This window comes from Flavobacterium pygoscelis, from assembly GCF_023162025.1.
GTDB classification, from domain to species: Bacteria; Bacteroidota; Bacteroidia; order Flavobacteriales; family Flavobacteriaceae; genus Flavobacterium; species Flavobacterium pygoscelis.
Window position 1 is genome coordinate 329,559 of the sequence record NZ_JALNUB010000002.1, and the last position, 21,445, is coordinate 351,003.

Here is a 21,445-nt window from a genome sequence, read left to right on the forward strand (position 1 = left end):
GTTAGTTTTGTAGTAATAAAATGATAAACAACAGCATAACATATCAATATTCGACGACAACTCCTATTTGGGTTGCAACTGCTGTTACGTTTACTACAACAACTACAATTACCCCTTTGGGGTAAATTTTCTACATATAATCCTATTGTATATTCTCTTTTTTTTTAGAGAAAAAATTTATTGGGCTTATAATAAATAATTCCTTCTCGCATAAACAATGCAAAATCAAGTTGTCACTTTAAAAAAAGGGCAAATCTATTTTATAAAAATAATACAAATACAACTTCGCATGAGAGTTTTAAAATTTGGAGGATCCTCCGTAGCCAATGCAAAAAACATAAAACTTGTTTTAGATATTATCACTAAAAAAGCAGCAACAGAAAAATTAATCGTTGTCGTTTCCGCCTTTAGCAAAATTACAGATTTACTCCTGTTAGCTTCTAAGAAAGCAGCAGCTGGTGACGAGAGTTTTAAAGAAATTCTTGCAGATATAGAGAGACAACATTTGGATGCTTTAAAAGAATTGATTCCGATAAGTGAACAAAGTAGTCTTTTAAGCCATGTCAAAAGAATTATCAACCATTTAGAAACTTTATTAGATGGCTGTTATCTCTTAGGAGAATTATCGTTGCGAACTTCAGATACCATTTTGAGTTTTGGAGAATTACTATCGTCTTATATTATTGCGGAAGCTTTAAAACAAAATCTAAAAAATAGCGGTTATAAAGACAGTCGCGAAATAATAAAAACAAACAATCATTTTGGTAAAGCAATTGTTAATTTTGAAATCACTAATCGATTAATAACTGATTATTTTGCATCTAATGAAAATCAAGTAGTTGTAATGCCTGGGTTTATCGCAGCTTCTTTAGACGGAATCAACACTACTTTGGGTCGTGGCGGATCCGATTATACTGCGGCAATTATTGCTGGCGCATTGAATGCAACTGAACTAGAAATATGGACAGATGTGAATGGGATGTTTACCGCAAATCCGAAAGTAGTAAAACAAGCACAACCCATTGCCTTTATATCGTATCAAGAAGCAATGGAGCTGTCGCATTTTGGTGCCAAAGTTTTATATCCCCCAACAATACAACCTGTTTTAAGAAAGAACATTCCAATTCTAATTAAAAACACTTTCGAACCGCAAGCCGAAGGAACCTACATTTCCAATCAAGAAATGTCACATACCAATCCTGTGAAAGGAATCAGCCATATTGACAATATTACTTTGATCACTCTAGAAGGTTCTGGAATGATTGGCGTAACTGGTTCCTCTAAAAGACTTTTTGAAGTATTATCACATCAAGAAATTAATGTGATTTTTATTACTCAAGCCTCCTCCGAGCACTCTATTTGCATCGGAATTCTAAATTCAGATGCCGATAGTGCAGAAGAATCGATCAATAAAGCTTTTGAAGTTGAAATTTCACAAAATAAAATAGCCCTTTGTATTGTAGAGAAAAATTTATGCATCATTGCCCTAGTAGGTGAGAATATGAAAAATCATCAAGGTTTAAGCGGTAGTATGTTTAGTACTTTGGGGAAAAATAATGTAAATATTCGCGCTATTGCTCAAGGTGCTTCCGAACGAAATATTTCGGCTGTTATTAGCGAAAGAGATGTGAAAAAAGCATTAAATAGTCTTCATGAAACCTTTTTTGAAAAGAACATCAAACAACTGAACTTATTTGTAATGGGAGTTGGAAATGTTGGTGAAAAATTCATCGAACAAATTCACCAGCAAAAGAAATTCTTAAAAGAAAATCTTAAAATTAATGTACGCGTTATAGCATTATCTAACTCTAAAAAAATGTATTTTGATGAAGATGGCATTTCATTGAAAGAATGGCGATTTTTGCTAGAGACAGGAGAAACTGCTGATAAAGAAAAGTTTATTACTACAGTAAAAGAACTCAATTTGCGCAATAGCATTTTTGTTGATATTACTGCAAATGAAAGTATTTCTCAAACATACGAACACTTTTTAAAACGCAACATTGCCGTTGTCACTTGTAATAAAATTGCTTGTGCATCTGAATTTGACAATTACAAAAAATTAAAAAAATTATCTCAAAAATTCAATGCCCCATTTTTGTTTGAAACCAATGTTGGAGCTGGTTTACCTATTATTGATACACTAAAAAATTTGATTGCTTCTGGTGATAAAGTACATAAAATCCAAGCTGTTTTGTCTGGAAGTTTAAACTTTGTTTTTAATAATTTTGATACACAAAATAGTTTTCATGATGTCGTAAAAGAAGCAGGTGTTCAGGGATTTACGGAGCCAGATCCTAAAATCGATTTGAGCGGAATTGATGTCGCGAGAAAAATTTTGATATTAATACGAGAAAGCGGCTATCAAATGGAAATGAATCAGATTACTAATGAATCTTTTATGCCCGCTGAATGTTTAGATACCACTTCAAACGAAACTTTTTTTGAATCATTAAAAAAACACGCCTCCCATTTTGAAGCCATTTATCAAGAAGCTGTAAGCAAAGACTCAAGACTTAAATATGTAGCACAATTTGAAGACGGCAAAGCAAATGTTGGCTTGCGTTTTATTCCTAAAGACCATCCGTTTTATAATTTAGAAGGAAAAGACAACATTGTTTTATTCTTTACAGATCGTTACGTTGAGCAACCCTTATTAATAAAAGGTGCTGGTGCTGGAGCCGCAGTTACCGCATCTGGAATTTTTGCAGATGTGATCAGAATTGGAAATAACTAATTAGTCGAAAGTGAAAAGTCTTTCTGTCGAAAGTGAAAAACTTAATGACAAAAAGGCTACAACTTTAGGCTATAAGACTTTAAAAACTTTATGAATACTATTAAAATATTTTGTCCTGCAACTATTGCGAATTTATCTTGTGGATTTGATGTCCTTGGATTATGCCTAGAAACGGCTGGCGACGAAATGATTATTCGAAAATCTGATGTAAAAGGAGTTCGTATTATCAAAATTGTTGGTGCCGATTTACCATTGGAAACTGAAAAAAATGTGGCAGGTGTAGCGGCTTTAGCAATGCTCGAAAATGTAACAAACGAGTTTGGATTTGAAATTGAAATTTACAAAAACATAAAGGCAGGAAGCGGAATCGGAAGCAGTGCGGCAAGTTCTGCAGGAGCTGTTTTTGGAATTAATGAATTATTGGGTCGTCCATTTACCAGAAAAGAATTGGTTTTATTTGCCATGCAAGGTGAAAAACTTGCTAGCGGAAACGCACATGCTGATAATGTTGCTCCTGCCCTTTTGGGCGGATTTACTTTGGTTCGGAGTTACGATCCATTGGATATTATCAAAATTAAAAGTCCATCAGAATTATACGCGACGATTATTCATCCTCAAATTGAGTTGAAAACTTCGGATGCGCGTTCCGTATTAAAACAAAATGTATCGCTAAAAAGTGCCATTGTACAATGGGGAAACCTTGGCGGATTCATCGCAGGATTATACACTCAGGATTACGATTTAATCGGACGCTCACTTCATGATGAGATTGTAGAACCGTTGCGAAGTGTTTTGATTCCAGGTTTTGATTTAATCAAGCAAACTGCTTTAGAAAACGGTGCTTTAGGTTCTGGGATATCGGGTTCTGGACCTTCTATTTTTGCTTTAAGCAAAGGTGTAGCTACTGCTGAAATAATTGCAAAAGCCATGAGTGAAGTTTATAACAATATGAATTTGCCTTATGAAATTCACATTTCTAGAGTAAATGATGAGGGAATGAAAGTTATTATTTAAGATTTTTGATTAACGATTTTTGATTTCAGATGTAACTGCTTTGCAAAGAATCACAAGTCGTCAATCTCTTTTCTAAAATACATTTTAAGAATAAATAATATAAGAATATTGATTAATAATTTATGATTTCAGATGTAACGACGTCACGAAAAAATCATAAATCAAAAATCATTAATGCGCAATCAAAAATCATAATGAAATACTACAGTTTAAACCATAATGCACCAAATGTTTCTTTTCAAGAAGCCGTAATACAGGGAATAGCACCCGATAAAGGATTGTATTTTCCTGAAACAATAACGCCATTAAATGCTGATTTTTTTGATACTATCGAAAATCTGAGCAATGAAGAAATTGCTTATCAAGCCATTAAACAATTTATAGGCAATGAAATTCCAGAAATTATCTTAAAAGAAATTATCGCAGAAACATTATGTTTTGACTTTCCAGTGATTGAAGTAGAAAAAGATATTTATTCACTGGAATTGTTTCATGGTCCAACTATGGCTTTTAAGGATGTTGGCGCACGATTTATGTCCCGTTGTTTAGGTCATTTTAATAAAGAAAAAAAGAACAGCAAAAACACCGTTCTTGTTGCCACGTCTGGCGATACTGGTGGCGCTGTAGCCAGTGGTTTTCTTGGCGTTAAAGGCGTTGAAGTCATCATTTTATATCCTTCCGGAAAAGTGAGTGATATTCAAGAAAGGCAATTAACCACTTTAGGTCAAAACATCACTGCTCTTGAGGTTGATGGCGTTTTTGATGATTGTCAAGATATGGTTAAAAAGGCTTTTTTAGATATAGATTTAAAAAACAAGAACTTAACCTCGGCAAACTCTATTAATATTGCGCGTTGGCTACCACAAATGTTCTATTTTTTCTTTGCATATAAAGCCTTAAAAAAACAGAATAAACCATTAATTTTCTCCTGTCCGAGTGGCAATTTTGGAAACATTTGTGCTGGTATTATTTCTAAAAAAATGGGATTACCAATCGAACATTTTGTAGCTTCTACGAATGTAAATGATACAGTTCCTAGATTTTTAGAAAATGGAATGTATGATCCAAAACCCTCCAAAGCTACGATCTCGAATGCAATGGATGTTGGAAATCCAAGTAATTTTATCCGAATTCAGGAAATGTATCAAAATGATTTAGCACAATTCAAAAAAGATTTTTCTTCATTTACATTTTCCGATGAAGAAACACTGGAAGCAATGAAAACTATTTATAACACCAACGGTTATATTGCAGAACCTCACGGAGCAGTTGGCTATTTAGGGTTAAAAAAGGAATTGCAAAACCATAAAAATGATATTGGTATTTTTTTAGAAACGGCTCATCCTATTAAATTTTTAGATACTGTAGAACCAGCTTTGAATGTAAAACTACCAATTCCGACACAAATAGAAAGCGTTTTAAATAAAGAAAAAGTAAGTGTAAAAATTAAGACTTATGAAGATTTGAAAACGTTTTTAATTCAATAAATAAAGTCACGCTTTAAAACTTTTTACTTGATTCAAAATTATAATCCTTACCACAAATTTACCGATGCGTAAAAGATGGAGTAAGGATTTTTTTTTGGTATATGTTCAATAATTTATTCTAACATCTTTTTTATTAGCTCTCTTCACTATTCTAGTTAATGAGAAAAAGTAGGTTATTTAGCCTCGATAGTAGCGGTATCCTTTATGCTTGGCGTTCAAGCATAAAGATATAGCGAATAGCGAGAAGAATAGTGTTAATGAAATCTAAATATCTGCTCCTAATTCAAAATGAGAATTTAGAACTTTTAAATGTTTATTTTTACTAAAAACAAAACTGCTAAAACTTTAAAAATTAAAATATTACATCCTAAAAAAGTAAGCTTATTGGTAAAAAAAATATTTTAAAATCACCCATTGATTTACACATAAATTTTAACTACTTTTGCACAATAATAAGTTGTTTGTGTTCCCCTCTTTTAAGAATAGAAAAAACAACTTATATTCACAAAAAAACAAAACGTAAGTAGTACTAATCTTTTGACTTTTATCAAAATTCGAACAGACTTGTAATGCTTCAAAAAACTACCTGATAAAGTAGCTTCCTATATCAACATAATTTATTTAAAAAGAAGGAGAAAAAAGTTTATGACGAATCATAGCATGAATGCTGTTAGTTTTGAAATTGAATTATTGGACAAACATAAAGAGTATATCAATCAGTATAAATCGAATGATTTTTATTGGGGAGTTGGTATCGAAAATGAATGTTATTTAGAGTTTGAAAAACACCGAACGGTGGATAAAGATTTTTTGCTAACCAAGGGTCTGCATGAAAAGTACAGCGTTAATCATTTTAAGAATTACAAAGAAAATGTATTCGAAAATTCTTTGCTAAAAATCTTAACAGAAAAGGAATACCATATTCCTATATTGATGAATTCGCATTCGTTTACAAAAACAGATGTAAACAACGAACACGAAACTTTAGATTTTATAGATAAGGAGCCTAATCCTGAGTATTCTGGAGTAAGTATATTTGATAAATTACAAAAAAACAACAGCTATTTTGTTGATGAACTTCAGAAAAAATTCATTTTTGATGGGGATACAATTGAATTTGTAACGCAAGATTTTTACAAAAAAGATGTTGATAGCGTTATTGCTGAGTTAGCAAATATCAAACAAGAATTTACAACGCACTTGCAAAACGGAATGGAGCAAGAAAATATTTTTTCGGAGTTTGGAAAAATAAAAATTTGCTCTGTCAATCATCCTTTTGCCATATTTGTGTCGAATAATGAGAATTATTCTGTTTTTAATAACATGACGTATCATTTTAATTTAACAATTCCGACAGAATTAAACGTGGAAGGTGAAATTAAAGATAAAATTGATTTCATAAAAAAACACCAGCGTACGATTCGATTGTTTCAGTGGTTGAGCCCTTTGTTTATGATTAAATTTGGATCTTCCGATTATTTATCACATAACGATATTGATGTAAACTTAACAAAGGCTTCGCAACGATGTGCTATGTCAAGATACATTGGCGTGGGAACTTACGATACTGATGTAATGAAAACGGGTAAGATTGTGCAAATGGATTTTACAGCACATCCGATGCATGATAATCCGAAGTGGTGGGTAAATCGCTACTCCGAAATATCAGATTACGAACAAATTGATAAAATAGGATTGGACATCAATTTTCACAAACATAAAAATCACGGTATTGAATTTAGAATGTTTGATTATTTTGAAGAAAAGCACCTAAAAGAAGTATTGCAATTTCTTGTTTTTATCATGGATCATTCTTTATTACACGAAATTGAAAATCCAATATGCAATTTAGAATGGAATAACTTTACTTTTGAATCGATTGTTCATGGAAAAGAAACCGTTGTTCCAGCTGATTATATTGCTATTTTAGAAGAAATGTTAGTAATCAATATTCCATCAACGGACCCAATAGAAATCTACAATCAGATATATGCTAGCTTTCATGCAAAATATTATAAAAATGGTTTTTGCAGTTCGTTACTAATTAAGAAAGACGCTATTTTGTCGTAATATTTAGGTAAGATAATTTCATAAAAAAAGACTTTTTGAAGGTTTAATCCTTTAAAAAGTCTTTTTTTTTATTTTAAATATTTAATTAATCGTGGTAATAAAAAATCGCAGAGGAATAGCCTTTTTCGGGATCTGGATTTGCCCACCAATCTTTTCTCACTTCAGCAAAATAATTATAATTGTCATAACCTGCTTGCGATTGCAAAGGATAAATCACTTTACCATCTACTCTGTACGCTTTCTCGGTTTCAGTTTCGGGAACGACTACTACAATATGACCGGATTTATTTAGGATAAATCGTTTTGCAGAGATAATTCCTACTCCACCATTTTCATTGACTCTTTTTTGAAGTTCATCAACATTGTCGATTTTTTGCCAACCAAAATTATTGGATGCTTCTTCAAACCAATCATAAAGATAATTGGAGTAAAAAGGTCTTACGGTATCATTAAAAATTAAGGGTACTTCGTTTCCTTTTTCTAACTCCTCTATTGCCTTATCAGTCCATCGCAACCTTGGAATGTATACTTTAGTAAAAAAACAATAATCAAAAGTGTACACATTGCAATACGTATCGGCTTCATCCTTCTGGTATCTGAAACTTTTTGAGACGTTTAATTTGTCAATAATTTTTTTTATAGAAGCTTTTTTAGTCTCTACATTTGTTAGGTCTCTAAAAGGAATATCAGTATTGCCTATTGGTTTATAGGTTTCTTCTTTAGAATCTAGACTGGATTTTGAACTTGGTTCAAAATTAGGAATTTCTATATCTGAATTTTTAATAATTGTTTCATCAATAAGTTCTAAATCTTTTGAACACACAAAACCCTCTTTATCAGTATTTAAAAGTTTTACTTTCCACCAATCAGATTCGGTGTCATCAAGTAATTTAACGGTATGCCTAAAAGGAATATCCGCTAAAATCGTAGAATTATCCATCGTCGGCGGAAAATCTCTAAGATTTAATGACGAAGTTGCTACTCTATATTTCATAGTAATCTAATTTAAAACCTAAATTATTTGATGCCAAAATACTAAAAAGCGCTAAGATTACGGCAAAACTAACTAGTTATTTTATAAAAAAAACAAAATTCATATTAGATCTTACTCATTTTTAAATTGTTAATTTAAATTTCACGTTTTCGTTATCAATCTTAAAGTCAAAATATTTGAAATATCAGCCAGATACAAAACAATGCAAAGGAAATAACAACATTCTTTTTTATCTTTGAAAACGTAAAACCAAAATCCAATTATTTCGCATGATCACAATTGCAACACTTGAAGACGTTTCTGCATTAAACACATTAATAAACGCAGCTTATCGCGGAGAATCATCTAAAAAAGGGTGGACTACAGAAGCAAATATATTAGAAGGACTTAGAACTACGGAACAAGAGTTACAAGAAAACATTATAAATCCTGCTAATACTATTTTAAAATTTACGGAAAACAATGTTATTATTGGTTGTGTATTGCTGGTTGTAAAAGAGCAGCAATTGTATTTAGGAATGTTGACCGTTTCTCCAGAATTACAAAATAGTGGGGTTGGGAAAAAGTTATTAAAACAGGCAGAAATTCATGCTCACGAAAAAGGTCTGCCAAAAATTGTGATGACTGTTATTTCGGTTCGAGAAGAACTTATTGCTTGGTACAAACGCAATGGTTATTTAGATACTGGAGCCAGAGAACCTTTTCCTGCAAGTGAATTTCATATTCCGATTTCAGATACACCTTTAGAGTTTATTGTATTAGAAAAGAAAGTTTTGTAAAACATATTAGCCGTATATGAATATTAAAGTTTTGAATTAAATATTATTATTTGGTAGTTACCAGAAACGTTAAAAAAACGAACGTAGAATGAAAAAACAATTGATATTTTTCGTTATAATTTACGGAATGCTTACCAGTTGTAAGCAGGAATCTAATGAAGTTAAAACAAAATTAAAAAATGAAGAATTATTAAATACCAAAACAGAAAGTATGGTAATAACTAAAATAGATTCCTCCGAACTTCCAAAATCATTAAAATACTCTGGTTTTATTAAAAATGCTGTTCGATGGAATGATAATCAAGGAGAAAACATATTAATAACAACTGAAACAGGTATTTATACAAACGAAAAATTTGAACATGAAAATGATGGTTCTGATGCAGAACTTTATGCTTACCACTTCATTGTAAAAGATAATGAGTTATTTCAAACTTGGCAAGTTTATGATTATATTAAAGACTGTTCAGTTGATATTGAAGCTACATTTGTTAAAAATACTCTTCAAGTAACGGATTTAGATAAAAACGGAATTGCAGAAATATGGCTAATGTATAAAAAAGTTTGTCATGGAGATGTTAGTCCATCAGAGATGAAAGTTATTATGTACGAAGGAAATAAAAAATTTGCAATGCGCGGAGAAAATAAAGTATTTGCAGGAATAGATAATAATGGAAAAAAACAATTTTATGGTGGAGAATATAAATTTGACAAAGAATTTAAAAATGGTTCAAGAGTTTTTAAAAACTATGCGTTGAATTTATGGAACAAAAATATTATGTAAAGTTTAGATAAATAAAAAGCACTAGCTCCAAACAGTCTCTATACCTTATTGGGGTTTTGGACTTAATTTAAAGATAATTTTGTATCATGAAAATTGGTTTTTAGTGGGGAAATATCGCTTCTTTAATCCCCAACCACTCCAAGCGTAAAGACGATATGTCACTAATCTATAAATCACATTTTATTGCCATCGTCATTAAATTATTACTTAAACGGAATAATTGCATTATTCAACTTTTTATGCATAGAGATCTCGCGTAAGGGATTGCGGCAGTATCCTTTATTTTTTTTAGGAAAAAATAAAGATAAAGCCAAAGGCCCGACCCCAAGCAACGCGAAATAGCAATTTGAATAGTAGTTTTCTGCTTGGGGTTACGCCCAAATTGTACAATAAACTTGCTGTTTTTAGAATAAGTTTAGGATATTGCATGGCATAAACGCTACTTTTGCCACGTGAAAAAATCAGTTTCTATTATTGGAGGAGGTCCAGCAGCACTTATGCTCGCTGCTTTCCTAGATTGCGAGAAATTTAACGTTACCATTTACGAGAAAAATAAAACACTAGGTCGAAAGTTTCTGGTTGCTGGAAAAGGTGGTTTTAACTTAACTCATTCTGAACATTTAGAGGAGATGATCCATCGCTATTTTCCGCAATCTTTTTTAGAAGAAGCATTGCGGAATTTTGACAATAATGATTTTAGAAATTGGTTAAAAAGTATTGGTATTCCAACTTATGTAGGCAGTAGCAAAAGAGTCTATCCCGAAAAAGGAATAAAACCAATTACCGTCTTGAATGCTATTTTAATGGTTCTTGAAAAGCAAGGAGTTGTTATTAAATATAATCATACTTGGACAAATTGGGGAAATAATCAATCTCTTATTTTTAATGAAAATATAGAAATAAAATCTGACTATACGATTTTTGCTTTAGGCGGCAGTAGCTGGAAAGTAACTGGATCAGATGGATTATGGGTTGATTTTTTCAAAACAAAAGAGATTTCTACCGGACCTTTTCAACCTTCCAACTGTGGATATCAAGTAAACTGGCCCGAAGATTTTATTTTGCATTATGAAGGTTGTCCGCTTAAAAATATTGCTATTAGCTGTTTGAATAAAAAACAAAAAGGCGAAGCGGTAATTACTCGTTTTGGTTTAGAAGGAAATGCGATTTATGCATTGAGTCCACAAATTCGCCAGGAATTAAGCATTCAACAAATAGCGACTATTTTTTTAGATTTAAAACCAACACTGAATCAGGAAGATATTGCTCAAAAAATTAAGAATACTAACTTTAAAAAGACCAGCGAAACACTTCAAAAAGAACTGAAATTAACTCTAGCACAAATTGGACTTTTAAAAAAATATCTCTCGAAAGAAACCTATTTAAATCCAATTTTATTAGCACAAAACATCAAGAATTTACCCATTGAAATTAGTGGTATGGCACCAATAAACGACGCCATATCAACTATAGGTGGTGTTTCTATTGATGCAGTTGATACCAATTTCCAACTAAAAAAAATGGAGAATTACTATTGCGTGGGCGAAATGCTAGATTGGGATGCTCCTACTGGCGGTTATCTCCTTCAAGCTTGTTTTAGCATGGGAGCTCACCTTGCAAGACATTTAAATCAAGTTTCATAACGTTATTCATAGAACCATTTCTTCAAACAAACGCTGTGCTGTTTGTTCCAAATCATTACTAAACCCGGAGTGTGGTCTTGATGTCTGAATTGCTGAACTTCGTAAGGCTGTCAACCAACGAAACCGCTCGGAAAGCTCGAATTGTGCTATAGGTCCACCGTTTTTAGCTCCATGTGCAATTTTCTGAAAAGACTCTAGGTTTAATTGGAATTGATCAACATCAAATTCACTACAAAGCATTTCTATTTTTGATTTTTCAATAGTAAAAAGCATCTTTATAAACTTGGCTCTTTTGCAAAAAAGAATAATACCTACATTGAGGAATTCTTCGCGTTCTACCCTTGGTACAACACGGATTACCGCATACTCATATAAGTGTTTTTCTTGCATTTTTGGCTTCATTTATAAAAATTTCAGAATGATTTAATCGTATTAGTAAAAACTGAAGATAAACTTCCCGAATCGCTTCGGGAGTTTCCTCACTATCCTCCCAAACTAACCATTCTTCTGGAATCAAATTAACAATAGATTGTAAAACTTCTGGAGATAAAACGGCTTTAAATTCTGAATCTACTTCGTTCAAAACAGCAGCTTGCGGCAACAAAACATGATCTTTTATTAACGCAAAAGGACTTTGGGCATGCTTTTCCCAATTGTTCCAAGAATGATGAAAATACAAACATGCACCATGATCGATGAGCCATAATTCCTTATGCCACATTAACATATTAGTGTTTCTAAAAGTTCGATCTACATTGGTAATGTAGGCATCTAACCAGACAATTTGAGACGCCAGTTTTGCATCGACAACAGTTACTACAGGATCATAATTGATGGCTCCGGATAAATAATGCATCGCTAAATTAAGTCCTTGACTTCCTTGTAATAGATCTTGGATTTCTTCATCAGCTTCGCTGCGACCAAAACCTTCATCAAGATTTGCGAAAACAAGTTCTGGCATTTTTAGTTTCAAAACGCGTGCTATTTCGCCTCCAATGAGTTCGGCAATTAGTGCTTTTATACCGTGGCCAGCCCCTTTAAATTTTAATACATATTTAAAGTCGTCATCGGCTTCCGCCAAAGCAGGCAAAGAGCCACCTTCTCGCAGCGGAGTAATGTATCGAGTAACATTTACAGTTCTTAATTGTGGTTTATTTTCCATAAACTAATTTTAATGGCTTTTTTGCGCGTTTGCAAACTTACAAATATCTGCGCTTAATTTTATAGGAGTTCTTGTCGTTCAATATTATTTTCTAAACTCAAATAGGTTTTACCAATTGTATCAATAATTGTAGAAGCGATAAAAGATTGATAACCCGTTTCTGGCAAGGCAATATCAGCAGTTAAACCATGAAGATAAACACCAATAATTGCAGCATTTAGTGGTTCGTAAGATTGTGCCAATAAGCTTGTAATCATTCCAGTTAAAACATCGCCACTTCCGGCTGTAGCCAATGCGGCATTACCTGTAGTGTTTTGGTAAATTGTGTGTCCATCGATTATATATGTTGGTGCACCTTTCATAAACACTATTAAATCGTATTGAAGCGAAAAAGCGATAGTTTTATCCATTTTCTCTTCGTCAGAATTCCATTTTCCGATAAGTCGTTCTAGTTCTTTTGGATGTGGAGTTAAAACAGTTTTTGGTTTTAATAAAGTCATCCAAGATTTATGTAGCGATAAAATATTTAAAGCATCCGCATCAATAACTAGTGGTATTTTATTGGATTTTAAAAATTTCTGAAAGGCGTTTTGAGTTGAAAACTCCTGCCCTATTCCGGGCCCAATACCAATTGCTTGTGGCAGAATTTGAAAATTTATGTTCGAAATAAACTCCTCTTCTTTGTCTGTTAACACCATGACTTCAGGGACGGAGATCTGAACAATTTCATAACCACATTTGGGAATAAAAGCCGTTACTAAACCGCAACCCGTTTTGAGGGCAGCTTTGGCCGATAAACAAACCGAACCTATTTTGCCATAACTGCCGCCAATTAATAATGCGTGCCCTTGAATGCCTTTGTGCGTATATTTATTGATGGGTTTATATCGTTTTATAATTTCTGATTTGTCAATAAAAATAGGTTTCATGGTCGATTTTGTTTCTTTAAAAATACAATTTTATATTGAAAAGAGAGAAAATCTGTTCTGATTTATTAATAATAGAAAGCGTGAATTTCAATTATTGAATCAAATTGATTTCTATACTTTTTGTTATTCTTTCAAAAAACAATACTTTAGTATCCACATAATTACTAGCCAACCAATCTATACCCACTATTTATGAAAAAAATATTATTTGTAGTTCTTCTGTCAGGATTTATAAATTATGCTAATGCACAAGAAACAAAGGAGAAAAAAGAAGTGAGCAAAGACACTGATTCTGCTTCAAACCTTGTATTTAATCCGGATCAAAGTGTAATCACAGAGCACAATACAACAATTAAAGGGCAAAAAATTAGCTATAAAGCAACCACGGGAACCATGCCGGTCTGGGATGAGGAGGGTAAAGCAATTGCAGGATTATTTTATACCTATTATGAGCGTTCTAATATTAAAGATCGTGCTTCGAGACCCTTAGTAATTTCTTTTAATGGCGGACCAGGTTCTGCTTCGGTATGGATGCAAATTGCCTATACAGGTCCTAGTTTAATAAATATTGACGATGAAGGATACCCGTTGCAACCTTATGGAATAAAAGAAAACCCTTATTCTATATTAGATGTAGCTGATATTGTTTTTGTAAATCCAGTAAATACTGCTTACTCACGAACAACGAGTAAAGATATTCCGAAAGCAAAATTTTTTGGTACCAATGCAGATATAAAATATTTAGCCGATTGGATTAGCGGATTTGTCACTCGCACAAATCGTTGGGCTTCTCCAAAATATTTAATTGGTGAAAGTTACGGAACTACTCGTGTTTCCGGGCTTGCTCTAGAATTACAAAACAGCGAATGGATGTATCTTAATGGCGTAATTCTAGTTTCGCCTACAGATTTGGGAATTACTCGTGGTGCTGCAACAGAAGCGGCACTTAAACTACCTTATTTTGCTGCAACAGCTTGGTTTCATAATAAACTTAGTAGTGACTTACAAAGTAAAGATTTAACGGCTATGCTTCCGGAGGTTGAAGACTTTACGATGAATGAACTATTGCCTGCTTTAAGCAAAGGAAGTTCGCTAGAGGAACAAAAAAGAAAAGAAATAGCCACTAAAATGGCGCGCTATTCTGGAATTTCAGATAAAGTAATCCTACAAAACAACCTAGACGTTCCTTTAAATTATTTCTGGAAGGAATTATTGCGAGATGAAGGTTTCACCGTAGGAAGACTAGATTCTCGTTACAAAGGGATTGATAAAAAAGATGCAGGAAATGGTCCAGATTTTAATGCGGAACTTACTTCTTGGTTGCATTCTTTCACTCCTGCGATAAATATGTATCTTAGAAATAATTTAAATTATAAAACAGATTTTAAATACAATATGTTCGGACCGGTTCACCCTTGGGACCGATCGAACGATGCAACAGGTGAAAATTTACGTCAGGCGATGGCTCAAAATCCATATTTAAATGTGATGGTACAATCGGGCTATTATGATGGAGCTTGCGATTATTTTAATGCTAAATACAATATGTGGCAAATGGATCCGAGCGGAAAACTAAAAGATAGAATGAGTTGGAAAGGTTATAGAAGCGGACACATGATGTATTTGAGAAAAAATGATTTAGAAACAGCGAATGAAGATATTAGAGCATTCATAAATAAGTCATTACCTAAAGAAGGACAAGCCGCTAAATATTAAAAGTTTTTATAAAAAAATAAGATGAGAACACTTTCAATAATATTATTTACATTTTTCGTTTCAATAGCGATGTCTGCACAAGACATTACCGGACAATGGAACGGTGTTTTAAAAGTTCAAGGAATGCAATTGCGTCTTGTATTTAATGTAACAAAATCAGGAGCTTTTTACACCTCTACGATGGATAGCCCAGATCAAGGAGCTGCTGGCATTCCCGTTACCCAAACTGCCTTTGTAAACTCTACCATTAAATTTGAAGTTACCAATGCACGTATTGAATACAATGGAGCATTAAAAAACGATGAAATTGTTGGAACTTTTAAACAAGGAGGTCAAGAATTCCCAATGAATCTGTCCAGAAAAGCAATAGAAAAAGAAATTCTAAGAAAACCGCAAGAACCTACAAAACCCTATTCTTATTATTCAGAAGACGTCACTTTTCCAAATGCAAAAGCGAATATCAGTTTAGCAGGAACATTAACGCTCCCTAAAAAAGAGGGTAATTATCCAGTTGTAATTTTAATATCAGGAAGTGGAGCCCAAAATAGAGACAGTGAATTGTTAGGGCATAAACCATTTCTAGTAATCTCTGATTATTTAACAAAAAATGGAATTGCAGTTTTACGATACGATGACAGAGGTTTTGGGCAATCTACAGGTGATTTTAAAACAGCTACTTCTGCAGATTTTGCAACCGATGTCGAAAGTGCTGTTGCCTATTTAAAAACTAGAAAAGAAATTAATCTAAAAAAAATTGGATTAATGGGTCATAGCGAAGGTGGTATAATTGCTCCAATGGTAGCGGCAAAATCTAAAGATATTAGCTTTATTGTATTATTAGCAGGGACAGGAATTCAAGGTGATAAACTATTGTTATTGCAACAAGAACTAATTGCTAGAGCCAATGGAGTGTCAGAAGCGGAAATAAAAACTACCTTTCAAAACAATTCAAAACTTTTTGAAATGGTTGTAAAATCTACTGATACACAAAAATTAAAAACAGAATTAACGACTAAAATTAACGAACTAATCAAAAATGATAATTCTACTGAAATTCCAAATGAAATGACAAAGGAACAATATATTGCCTTGCAAGTCAATCAAATCACAAGTCCTTGGATGCAATATTTTCTAAAATATAATCCACAACCAACATTAGAAAAAGTAAAATGCCCAGTCTTAGCCGTCAATGGAGAAAAAGATTTGCAAGTTCCGCCAAAACAAAACTTAACCGCAATCAAAAATGCACTGATCAAAGGTGGTAATAAAAATGTGACTACAATTGAATTTCCGAATTTAAACCATTTATTTCAAGAAAGTACGACAGGCTCACCTAGTGAATATGCAACTATTCAACAAACATTTTCGCCTGTTGCTTTAAACGAAATTACAAAGTGGATACAGAAACAAACCGAATAAATCAGCTGTTTTTTAAAGAAACTATTGTAAGATTTTAAAAAAACCAAGAATATAAATTTCAATTATTTAAGCTAAATCCAAGAAGTAATAATACTTAATGGGTTTAGCTTTTTTTTTACAATATCCTTAAAGTTTTAAAAAAAAATAATTACCAGAGACTAACTGGTTAATCTCGTTAATAAATACAAACCGCAAAACATAATTGTATAGGTCTACGGATTATTATTGCTTAAATTCGTAGCCAAAATACACAACTACACAAATGGAGCTACACAACCTACTCATCAATGACACCGAAATTGTTTCTTTGAATGATGTTTTTTTAAACCATTACAACCAAAAAAGCATTCAGCAACTGATTAAAGAACATAAATATGTAGATGAATTGACTAAGTTTGGCTTGCCTGTAAACAACAAAATACTGCTGCAAGGAAATTCAGGTTGCGGAAAAACAACGACCGCAAAAGCAATTGCTAATGCGATAGGAAAACCTATTTTGACATTGAATTTAAGTAATATTGTATGCTCTCGTATTGGCGAAACCTCACAAAATATCAAGCAAGTATTCGACAAAGCAGGAAGAGAAAAAGCAGTACTTTTTTTAGATGAATTTGACCAAATTGGTAAAGCTAGAGGAAATGACGATAAAGATGTGGGTGAAATGAGGCGTTTGGTGAATACTATCATTCAGTTAATTGATTATTTTCCGAAAAATGCTTTATTAATATGCGCAACTAATCATCCCGAAATCATTGATATTGCTTTGATGCGAAGATTCCAGTTGAGAATTAATTTTGAAATGCCATCTAAAGATATTTTAGATGATTATTACAACAAAATTCTTGCTTCTTTCCCTGCTGAATTGCAAAATATAGAACGTAAATATGAGATTTCATTTGCAGAGGCAAAAGATTATGCTTTTACAATCATTAAATCTGCATTAATAGAGAAATTAGAAAAGGCACAACCCTTAGATTAATTATCTTTTAAAGAATATGAATACAACTAAACAACGACTGCTACTACTTTCTGATTTGTGGGGCAAAGAAAAATCAGATTGGATTACTTATTATACTTCGATTTTAGAAAATCATTTTCAAATAGTATATTATTATAGTTGCGATTTAGGAACAATCGATAAAAGTGATTATTCAGAAGAAAACTTACATCATCAATTTGTTAATGGCGGAATTGACAGAGCAGTTTCTACTTTAATTCAAAAAGAGAAACAAAAAATCTCTGTTCTAGGATTTAGCATTGGTGGCACTATTGCATGGAAAGCCGCATTATTAGGTTTAAAAATTGAAAACTTATTTACAATTTCTTCTACAAGATTGCGACATGAAACTGAAAAGCCATTGGGAAAAATTAAATTATTTTATGGTGAGAACGATACTTTTCGCCCAGATAATAATTGGATAAATAAAATGAATCTCGAACAAAATCTGATTCCGAATCAAGACCATGAATGTTATACCAATGAAGAAATTGCGCAGAAAATTTGCAAAATAATTGTAGCAGAAACGACAAATTAAGCGAAAAGTGTTGTTTTAAAAAACATATAAGACATTTAAGATTAGAGATTAAATTTATCATAACAACAGCATATAAATCTCTTTTGATAAAATACGACATTAATACTAAAACCAATATAAGAGTTTTTGAAAATAGGTTCACGGAAATTGGTAATGAATCCTTAAAGTTTGAAAACTTATTTGTAAACCATAATCCTATTTAATACTTTTGAAAAATTGGGATTAGAAAAAAATCCAAAAATATTTTTTGAAAAAATTCATAATGAATAAAGCCGTAATTACTTCAACAAAATCATTTCTCATTCTTGTAATGGCATTTTTGTTGTTAGTTGCGCCTTGTTCTTTTAGGAATAACTTAGAATCTAGTTTAGAAATTAGCACAACCAAACCGCTAAATCCTGTTAAGAGCGCCAGTACGAATTCGAATAACTGCTCTGCTTTAGAAATCAACTCCGAAAAAAAGGAAACGAAGATATTCGCAAATAAGATCATTAAAAAAAGTACTTTCTTAACTGCTGTCGCATTTACTAATCTTTACCGTTCTGAAAAAAAACAATACCTTTTAGCAAACACTGCTTCAAGCTGGATTCCTCCCTATTATATTTTATATAAAAGACTAAAAATATTTGATTTAAACGATCTTAATTTCGCTTAAACTCAAATTATCTTTTACTATAAAATACTTAAAAAATGCAAAATAAAGAATTATTGCAGTCCTATCATATGGCTGGACTTTTTACGTTGACCTTACGTTTGGTTATTGGATGGACTTACTTTTCAGCTTTCTGGCGTCGATTGATTTTAGAAAACAAATTAGATCCCGACACCGCAGGATATATTGGAGAAAAATTCAATCACTTTTTACCAAATGCTTTAGGAATTAAACCCATTATAGAATATCTAGTTACTACTCCTGATGCTTTGTGGTGGGCGATGGCGGTTTTTACAATTGTTGAAGCCATTGTAGGTTTGTTCATCATGATGGGTTTATTCACCCGATTAATGAGCATTGGCGTATTTAGTTTGGCTATGGGAATTTTATTAGGTTCTGGTTGGTTAGGCACGACTTGCTTGGACGAATGGCAAATTGGAGTTCTTGGTGTAGCTTCAGGATTTACGATCTTTCTGTCAGGAAGCGGCAAATATTCATTAGATTATTTCTTGCAAACTAAAAATTATAAAATTACAAAACATCCAATTTTCAGTTGGTTAGGATCGGGTGTTTTGCCTATTCGATTTACTGTTTTACCTAAAATTGTGTTTGGCGGTGCCCTCGCTATTTTAGCACTTACTTTATATACAAACCAATATTTTCACGGAGGTGTTTGGGGAACATTACACAATAAATCAGTTAAACCTAAAATTGAAATCACTAATTCTACTTTAGATCAAGACGTAATTTCGTTTCAAATCTTTAGAGTTGAAGGCGCTGATGTATATGGTTCGTTCCTAATTGGTATTAAAATTGTCGATGGTAATGAAAATACCATTTTAGAATTAGATCAAAAGGCGTTGGCTAATTTTCCAAAAGAGAACATTAAAAATCGATATGTTGCTCAAATAAAAAGTGGAAAACACAGCATGATTATTCCTTTGGGTGCCAAAGCAAATCTGGAGATCAGAGAGGAAAAACTGGCTCATTTATCTAATGGAAGTTACAAAGTGATTCTCACCGATATTAGTGGTTTAACTTGGACTGACACTTTCGAAATAAATAAATAAATAATACATTATTATTTGGAATGGCTTCATCACTCTTAAAACAAAAGTGGTGAAGCCATTTTTTAATGAAGTAGCATATTGATATATTAAAGTTAAAACGGTAATTATAGAACAAAACCCTAGCCCAGATAGAAATGGAAAGCCCACAGCAGAGCGTTTTAGCGAGGCGAGGACTTGCAATGAATAGCTGGAAATAGCTCCGAAAATTAATAATTGAAAGCTGTGATTTCTAGATTAACGAAAACGATTGAATCTTTTAATTTTGCTTGCTGTCTTCTTTGCTACTCCATAAAAAAGCAATAAATTAGCGACTTCAAATTTTATACAACAACACAATGAAAAATACTGCGCTTACGCACATACACGAAAGTTTAGGAGCTAAAATGCTTCCGTTTGCTGGATACAATATGCCAATTACTTATGAAGGAGTGAATGCTGAACATGAAACAGTGAGAAATGCTGTAGGTGTTTTTGACGTTTCGCACATGGGTGAATTTTTACTTTCTGGACCAAATGCTTTGGCTTTGATTCAAAAAGTTTGTTCGAATGATGCATCGACTTTAACAATTGGTAAAGCGCAATATTCTTGTTTGCCAAATGAGGATGGTGGAATTGTAGATGATTTGATTATCTATAAAATGAAAGAAGAAGAGTATTTATTAGTGGTAAATGCTTCGAATATCGATAAAGATTGGGAATGGATTTCGGCTCGTAATGATGTAGGAGCGGATATGAAAAACCTTTCGGATGAGTATTCGTTGTTTGCTATTCAAGGGCCAAAAGCTGTTGAGGCAATGCAGCCTTTATCTTCATTAGATTTAGCTGCGATTCCTTACTACCATTTTGAAGTAGGTGATTTTGCTGGTTTTGACAACGTAATTATTTCGGCAACTGGATATACTGGTTCTGGAGGTTTTGAAATTTATTGTAAAAATGACCAAGCAGAAGCGATTTGGAATAAAGTTTTTGAAGCTGGAGCAGCGTTCGGAATCAAACCAATTGGTTTAGCAGCTCGTGATACTTTGCGTTTGGAAATGGGTTTTTGTTTGTACGGAAATGATATTAGCAACACTACTTCGCCTCTTGAAGCTGGATTAGGTTGGATTACAAAATTCAATAAAGAGTTTACCAATTCTGAGAACTTGAAAAAACAAAAAGAAGAAGGTGTTACTAGAAAAATAGTTGCTTTTGAAATGCAAGAGCGTGCTGTGCCAAGACATGATTACGAAATTGTAGACGGAAATGGAGCTGTAATTGGAATTGTAACTTCTGGAACAATGTCTCCTTCTATGAACAAAGGAATTGGATTGGGTTATGTAACAGTAGCAAACAGTGCTATTGACAGCGATATTTTTATTAAAATTCGTAAAAATGATGTTCCTGCAAAAGTGGTAAAATTACCTTTTTACAAGAAATAGAAATAACATTATACTAGCGCTTTGTGCGTAAATAAT

At 32.7% G+C, this 21,445-nt stretch carries 18 protein-coding genes; 14 read left to right on the forward strand and 4 right to left on the reverse strand.

What is annotated here, in order from left to right:
• The first annotated feature begins 289 nt into the window (after nucleotides 1-289).
• The 4 genes from thrA (at nucleotide 290) to MW871_RS03670 (ending at nucleotide 7,308) form a co-directional block, all read left to right on the forward strand.
• Nucleotides 290-2,737 (forward strand): bifunctional aspartate kinase/homoserine dehydrogenase I, encoded by a 2,448-nt coding sequence (gene thrA, locus MW871_RS03655; RefSeq protein WP_248427587.1) that lies wholly within the window; start codon nucleotides 290-292, stop codon nucleotides 2,735-2,737.
• Nucleotides 2,738-2,827: 90 nt separating this feature from the next.
• Nucleotides 2,828-3,751, forward strand: coding sequence for a homoserine kinase (locus MW871_RS03660; protein ID WP_248427588.1), 924 nt, complete (start codon nucleotides 2,828-2,830; stop codon nucleotides 3,749-3,751).
• A 194-nt stretch (nucleotides 3,752-3,945) separates the two neighbouring features.
• Nucleotides 3,946-5,238 (forward strand): threonine synthase, encoded by a 1,293-nt coding sequence (gene thrC, locus MW871_RS03665; protein ID WP_248427589.1) that lies wholly within the window; start codon nucleotides 3,946-3,948, stop codon nucleotides 5,236-5,238.
• A 645-nt stretch (nucleotides 5,239-5,883) separates the two neighbouring features.
• Nucleotides 5,884-7,308: a hypothetical protein gene (locus tag MW871_RS03670; protein ID WP_248427590.1), complete on the forward strand. Its 1,425-nt coding sequence runs from the start codon at nucleotides 5,884-5,886 to the stop codon at nucleotides 7,306-7,308.
• Nucleotides 7,309-7,393: 85 nt separating this feature from the next.
• Here the strand turns inward: MW871_RS03670 and MW871_RS03675 are convergent, their stop codons facing one another.
• Nucleotides 7,394-8,302, reverse strand: coding sequence for an SH3 domain-containing protein (locus MW871_RS03675; RefSeq protein WP_248427591.1), 909 nt, complete (start codon nucleotides 8,300-8,302; stop codon nucleotides 7,394-7,396).
• 269 nt (nucleotides 8,303-8,571) lie between these two features.
• On the opposite strand from MW871_RS03675, the gene MW871_RS03680 reads away from it, so the two are divergent.
• The 3 genes from MW871_RS03680 to MW871_RS03690 all read left to right on the forward strand — a co-directional run bounded on the left by MW871_RS03680 (nucleotide 8,572) and on the right by MW871_RS03690 (nucleotide 11,508).
• Nucleotides 8,572-9,081 (forward strand): GNAT family N-acetyltransferase, encoded by a 510-nt coding sequence (locus MW871_RS03680; RefSeq protein WP_248427592.1) that lies wholly within the window; start codon nucleotides 8,572-8,574, stop codon nucleotides 9,079-9,081.
• Nucleotides 9,082-9,169: 88 nt separating this feature from the next.
• Nucleotides 9,170-9,865: a M949_RS01915 family surface polysaccharide biosynthesis protein gene (locus MW871_RS03685; protein WP_248427593.1), complete on the forward strand. Its 696-nt coding sequence runs from the start codon at nucleotides 9,170-9,172 to the stop codon at nucleotides 9,863-9,865.
• 452 nt (nucleotides 9,866-10,317) lie between these two features.
• A complete protein-coding gene (locus tag MW871_RS03690; protein WP_248427594.1) occupies nucleotides 10,318-11,508 on the forward strand; it encodes a BaiN/RdsA family NAD(P)/FAD-dependent oxidoreductase in 1,191 nt (396 codons plus the stop codon).
• 6 nt (nucleotides 11,509-11,514) lie between these two features.
• Here MW871_RS03690 and MW871_RS03695 read toward each other — a convergent pair whose 3' ends face one another.
• The 3 genes from MW871_RS03695 to MW871_RS03705 are packed head-to-tail and all read right to left on the reverse strand — an operon-like array spanning nucleotide 11,515 to nucleotide 13,599.
• On the reverse strand, nucleotides 11,515-11,898 hold the full coding sequence (locus tag MW871_RS03695) for a DUF3037 domain-containing protein (RefSeq protein ID WP_248427595.1): 384 nt from the start codon (nucleotides 11,896-11,898) through the stop codon (nucleotides 11,515-11,517).
• Nucleotides 11,876-12,670, reverse strand: a complete 795-nt coding sequence (locus tag MW871_RS03700; protein WP_248427596.1) for a HipA family kinase — start codon at nucleotides 12,668-12,670, stop codon at nucleotides 11,876-11,878. Before MW871_RS03700 ends, MW871_RS03695 begins: the two co-directional genes overlap by 23 nt.
• Nucleotides 12,671-12,729: 59 nt before the next feature.
• Nucleotides 12,730-13,599: an NAD(P)H-hydrate dehydratase gene (locus MW871_RS03705; RefSeq protein ID WP_248427597.1), complete on the reverse strand. Its 870-nt coding sequence runs from the start codon at nucleotides 13,597-13,599 to the stop codon at nucleotides 12,730-12,732.
• Between the two features lie 192 nt (nucleotides 13,600-13,791).
• On the opposite strand from MW871_RS03705, the gene MW871_RS03710 reads away from it, so the two are divergent.
• The 7 genes from MW871_RS03710 (at nucleotide 13,792) to gcvT (ending at nucleotide 21,409) form a co-directional block, all read left to right on the forward strand.
• A complete protein-coding gene (locus MW871_RS03710; RefSeq protein WP_248427598.1) occupies nucleotides 13,792-15,315 on the forward strand; it encodes a S10 family peptidase in 1,524 nt (507 codons plus the stop codon).
• Between the two features lie 21 nt (nucleotides 15,316-15,336).
• Entirely contained in the window at nucleotides 15,337-16,734 is a 1,398-nt protein-coding gene (locus tag MW871_RS03715) for an alpha/beta hydrolase family protein (protein ID WP_248427599.1), read from the forward strand.
• Between the two features lie 262 nt (nucleotides 16,735-16,996).
• Nucleotides 16,997-17,713: an AAA family ATPase gene (locus MW871_RS03720; protein WP_248427600.1), complete on the forward strand. Its 717-nt coding sequence runs from the start codon at nucleotides 16,997-16,999 to the stop codon at nucleotides 17,711-17,713.
• A 16-nt stretch (nucleotides 17,714-17,729) separates the two neighbouring features.
• Entirely contained in the window at nucleotides 17,730-18,269 is a 540-nt protein-coding gene (locus MW871_RS03725; protein ID WP_248427601.1) for a dienelactone hydrolase family protein, read from the forward strand.
• Between the two features lie 262 nt (nucleotides 18,270-18,531).
• Complete coding sequence (locus tag MW871_RS03730; RefSeq protein WP_248427602.1) at nucleotides 18,532-18,924, forward strand: hypothetical protein; 393 nt, start codon at nucleotides 18,532-18,534, stop codon at nucleotides 18,922-18,924.
• Between the two features lie 35 nt (nucleotides 18,925-18,959).
• On the forward strand, nucleotides 18,960-19,991 hold the full coding sequence (locus MW871_RS03735) for a TQO small subunit DoxD (RefSeq protein ID WP_248427603.1): 1,032 nt from the start codon (nucleotides 18,960-18,962) through the stop codon (nucleotides 19,989-19,991).
• A gap of 335 nt (nucleotides 19,992-20,326) precedes the next feature.
• Nucleotides 20,327-21,409: a glycine cleavage system aminomethyltransferase GcvT gene (gene gcvT / locus MW871_RS03740; protein ID WP_248427604.1), complete on the forward strand. Its 1,083-nt coding sequence runs from the start codon at nucleotides 20,327-20,329 to the stop codon at nucleotides 21,407-21,409.
• The last annotated feature ends 36 nt before the right edge of the window (nucleotides 21,410-21,445 follow it).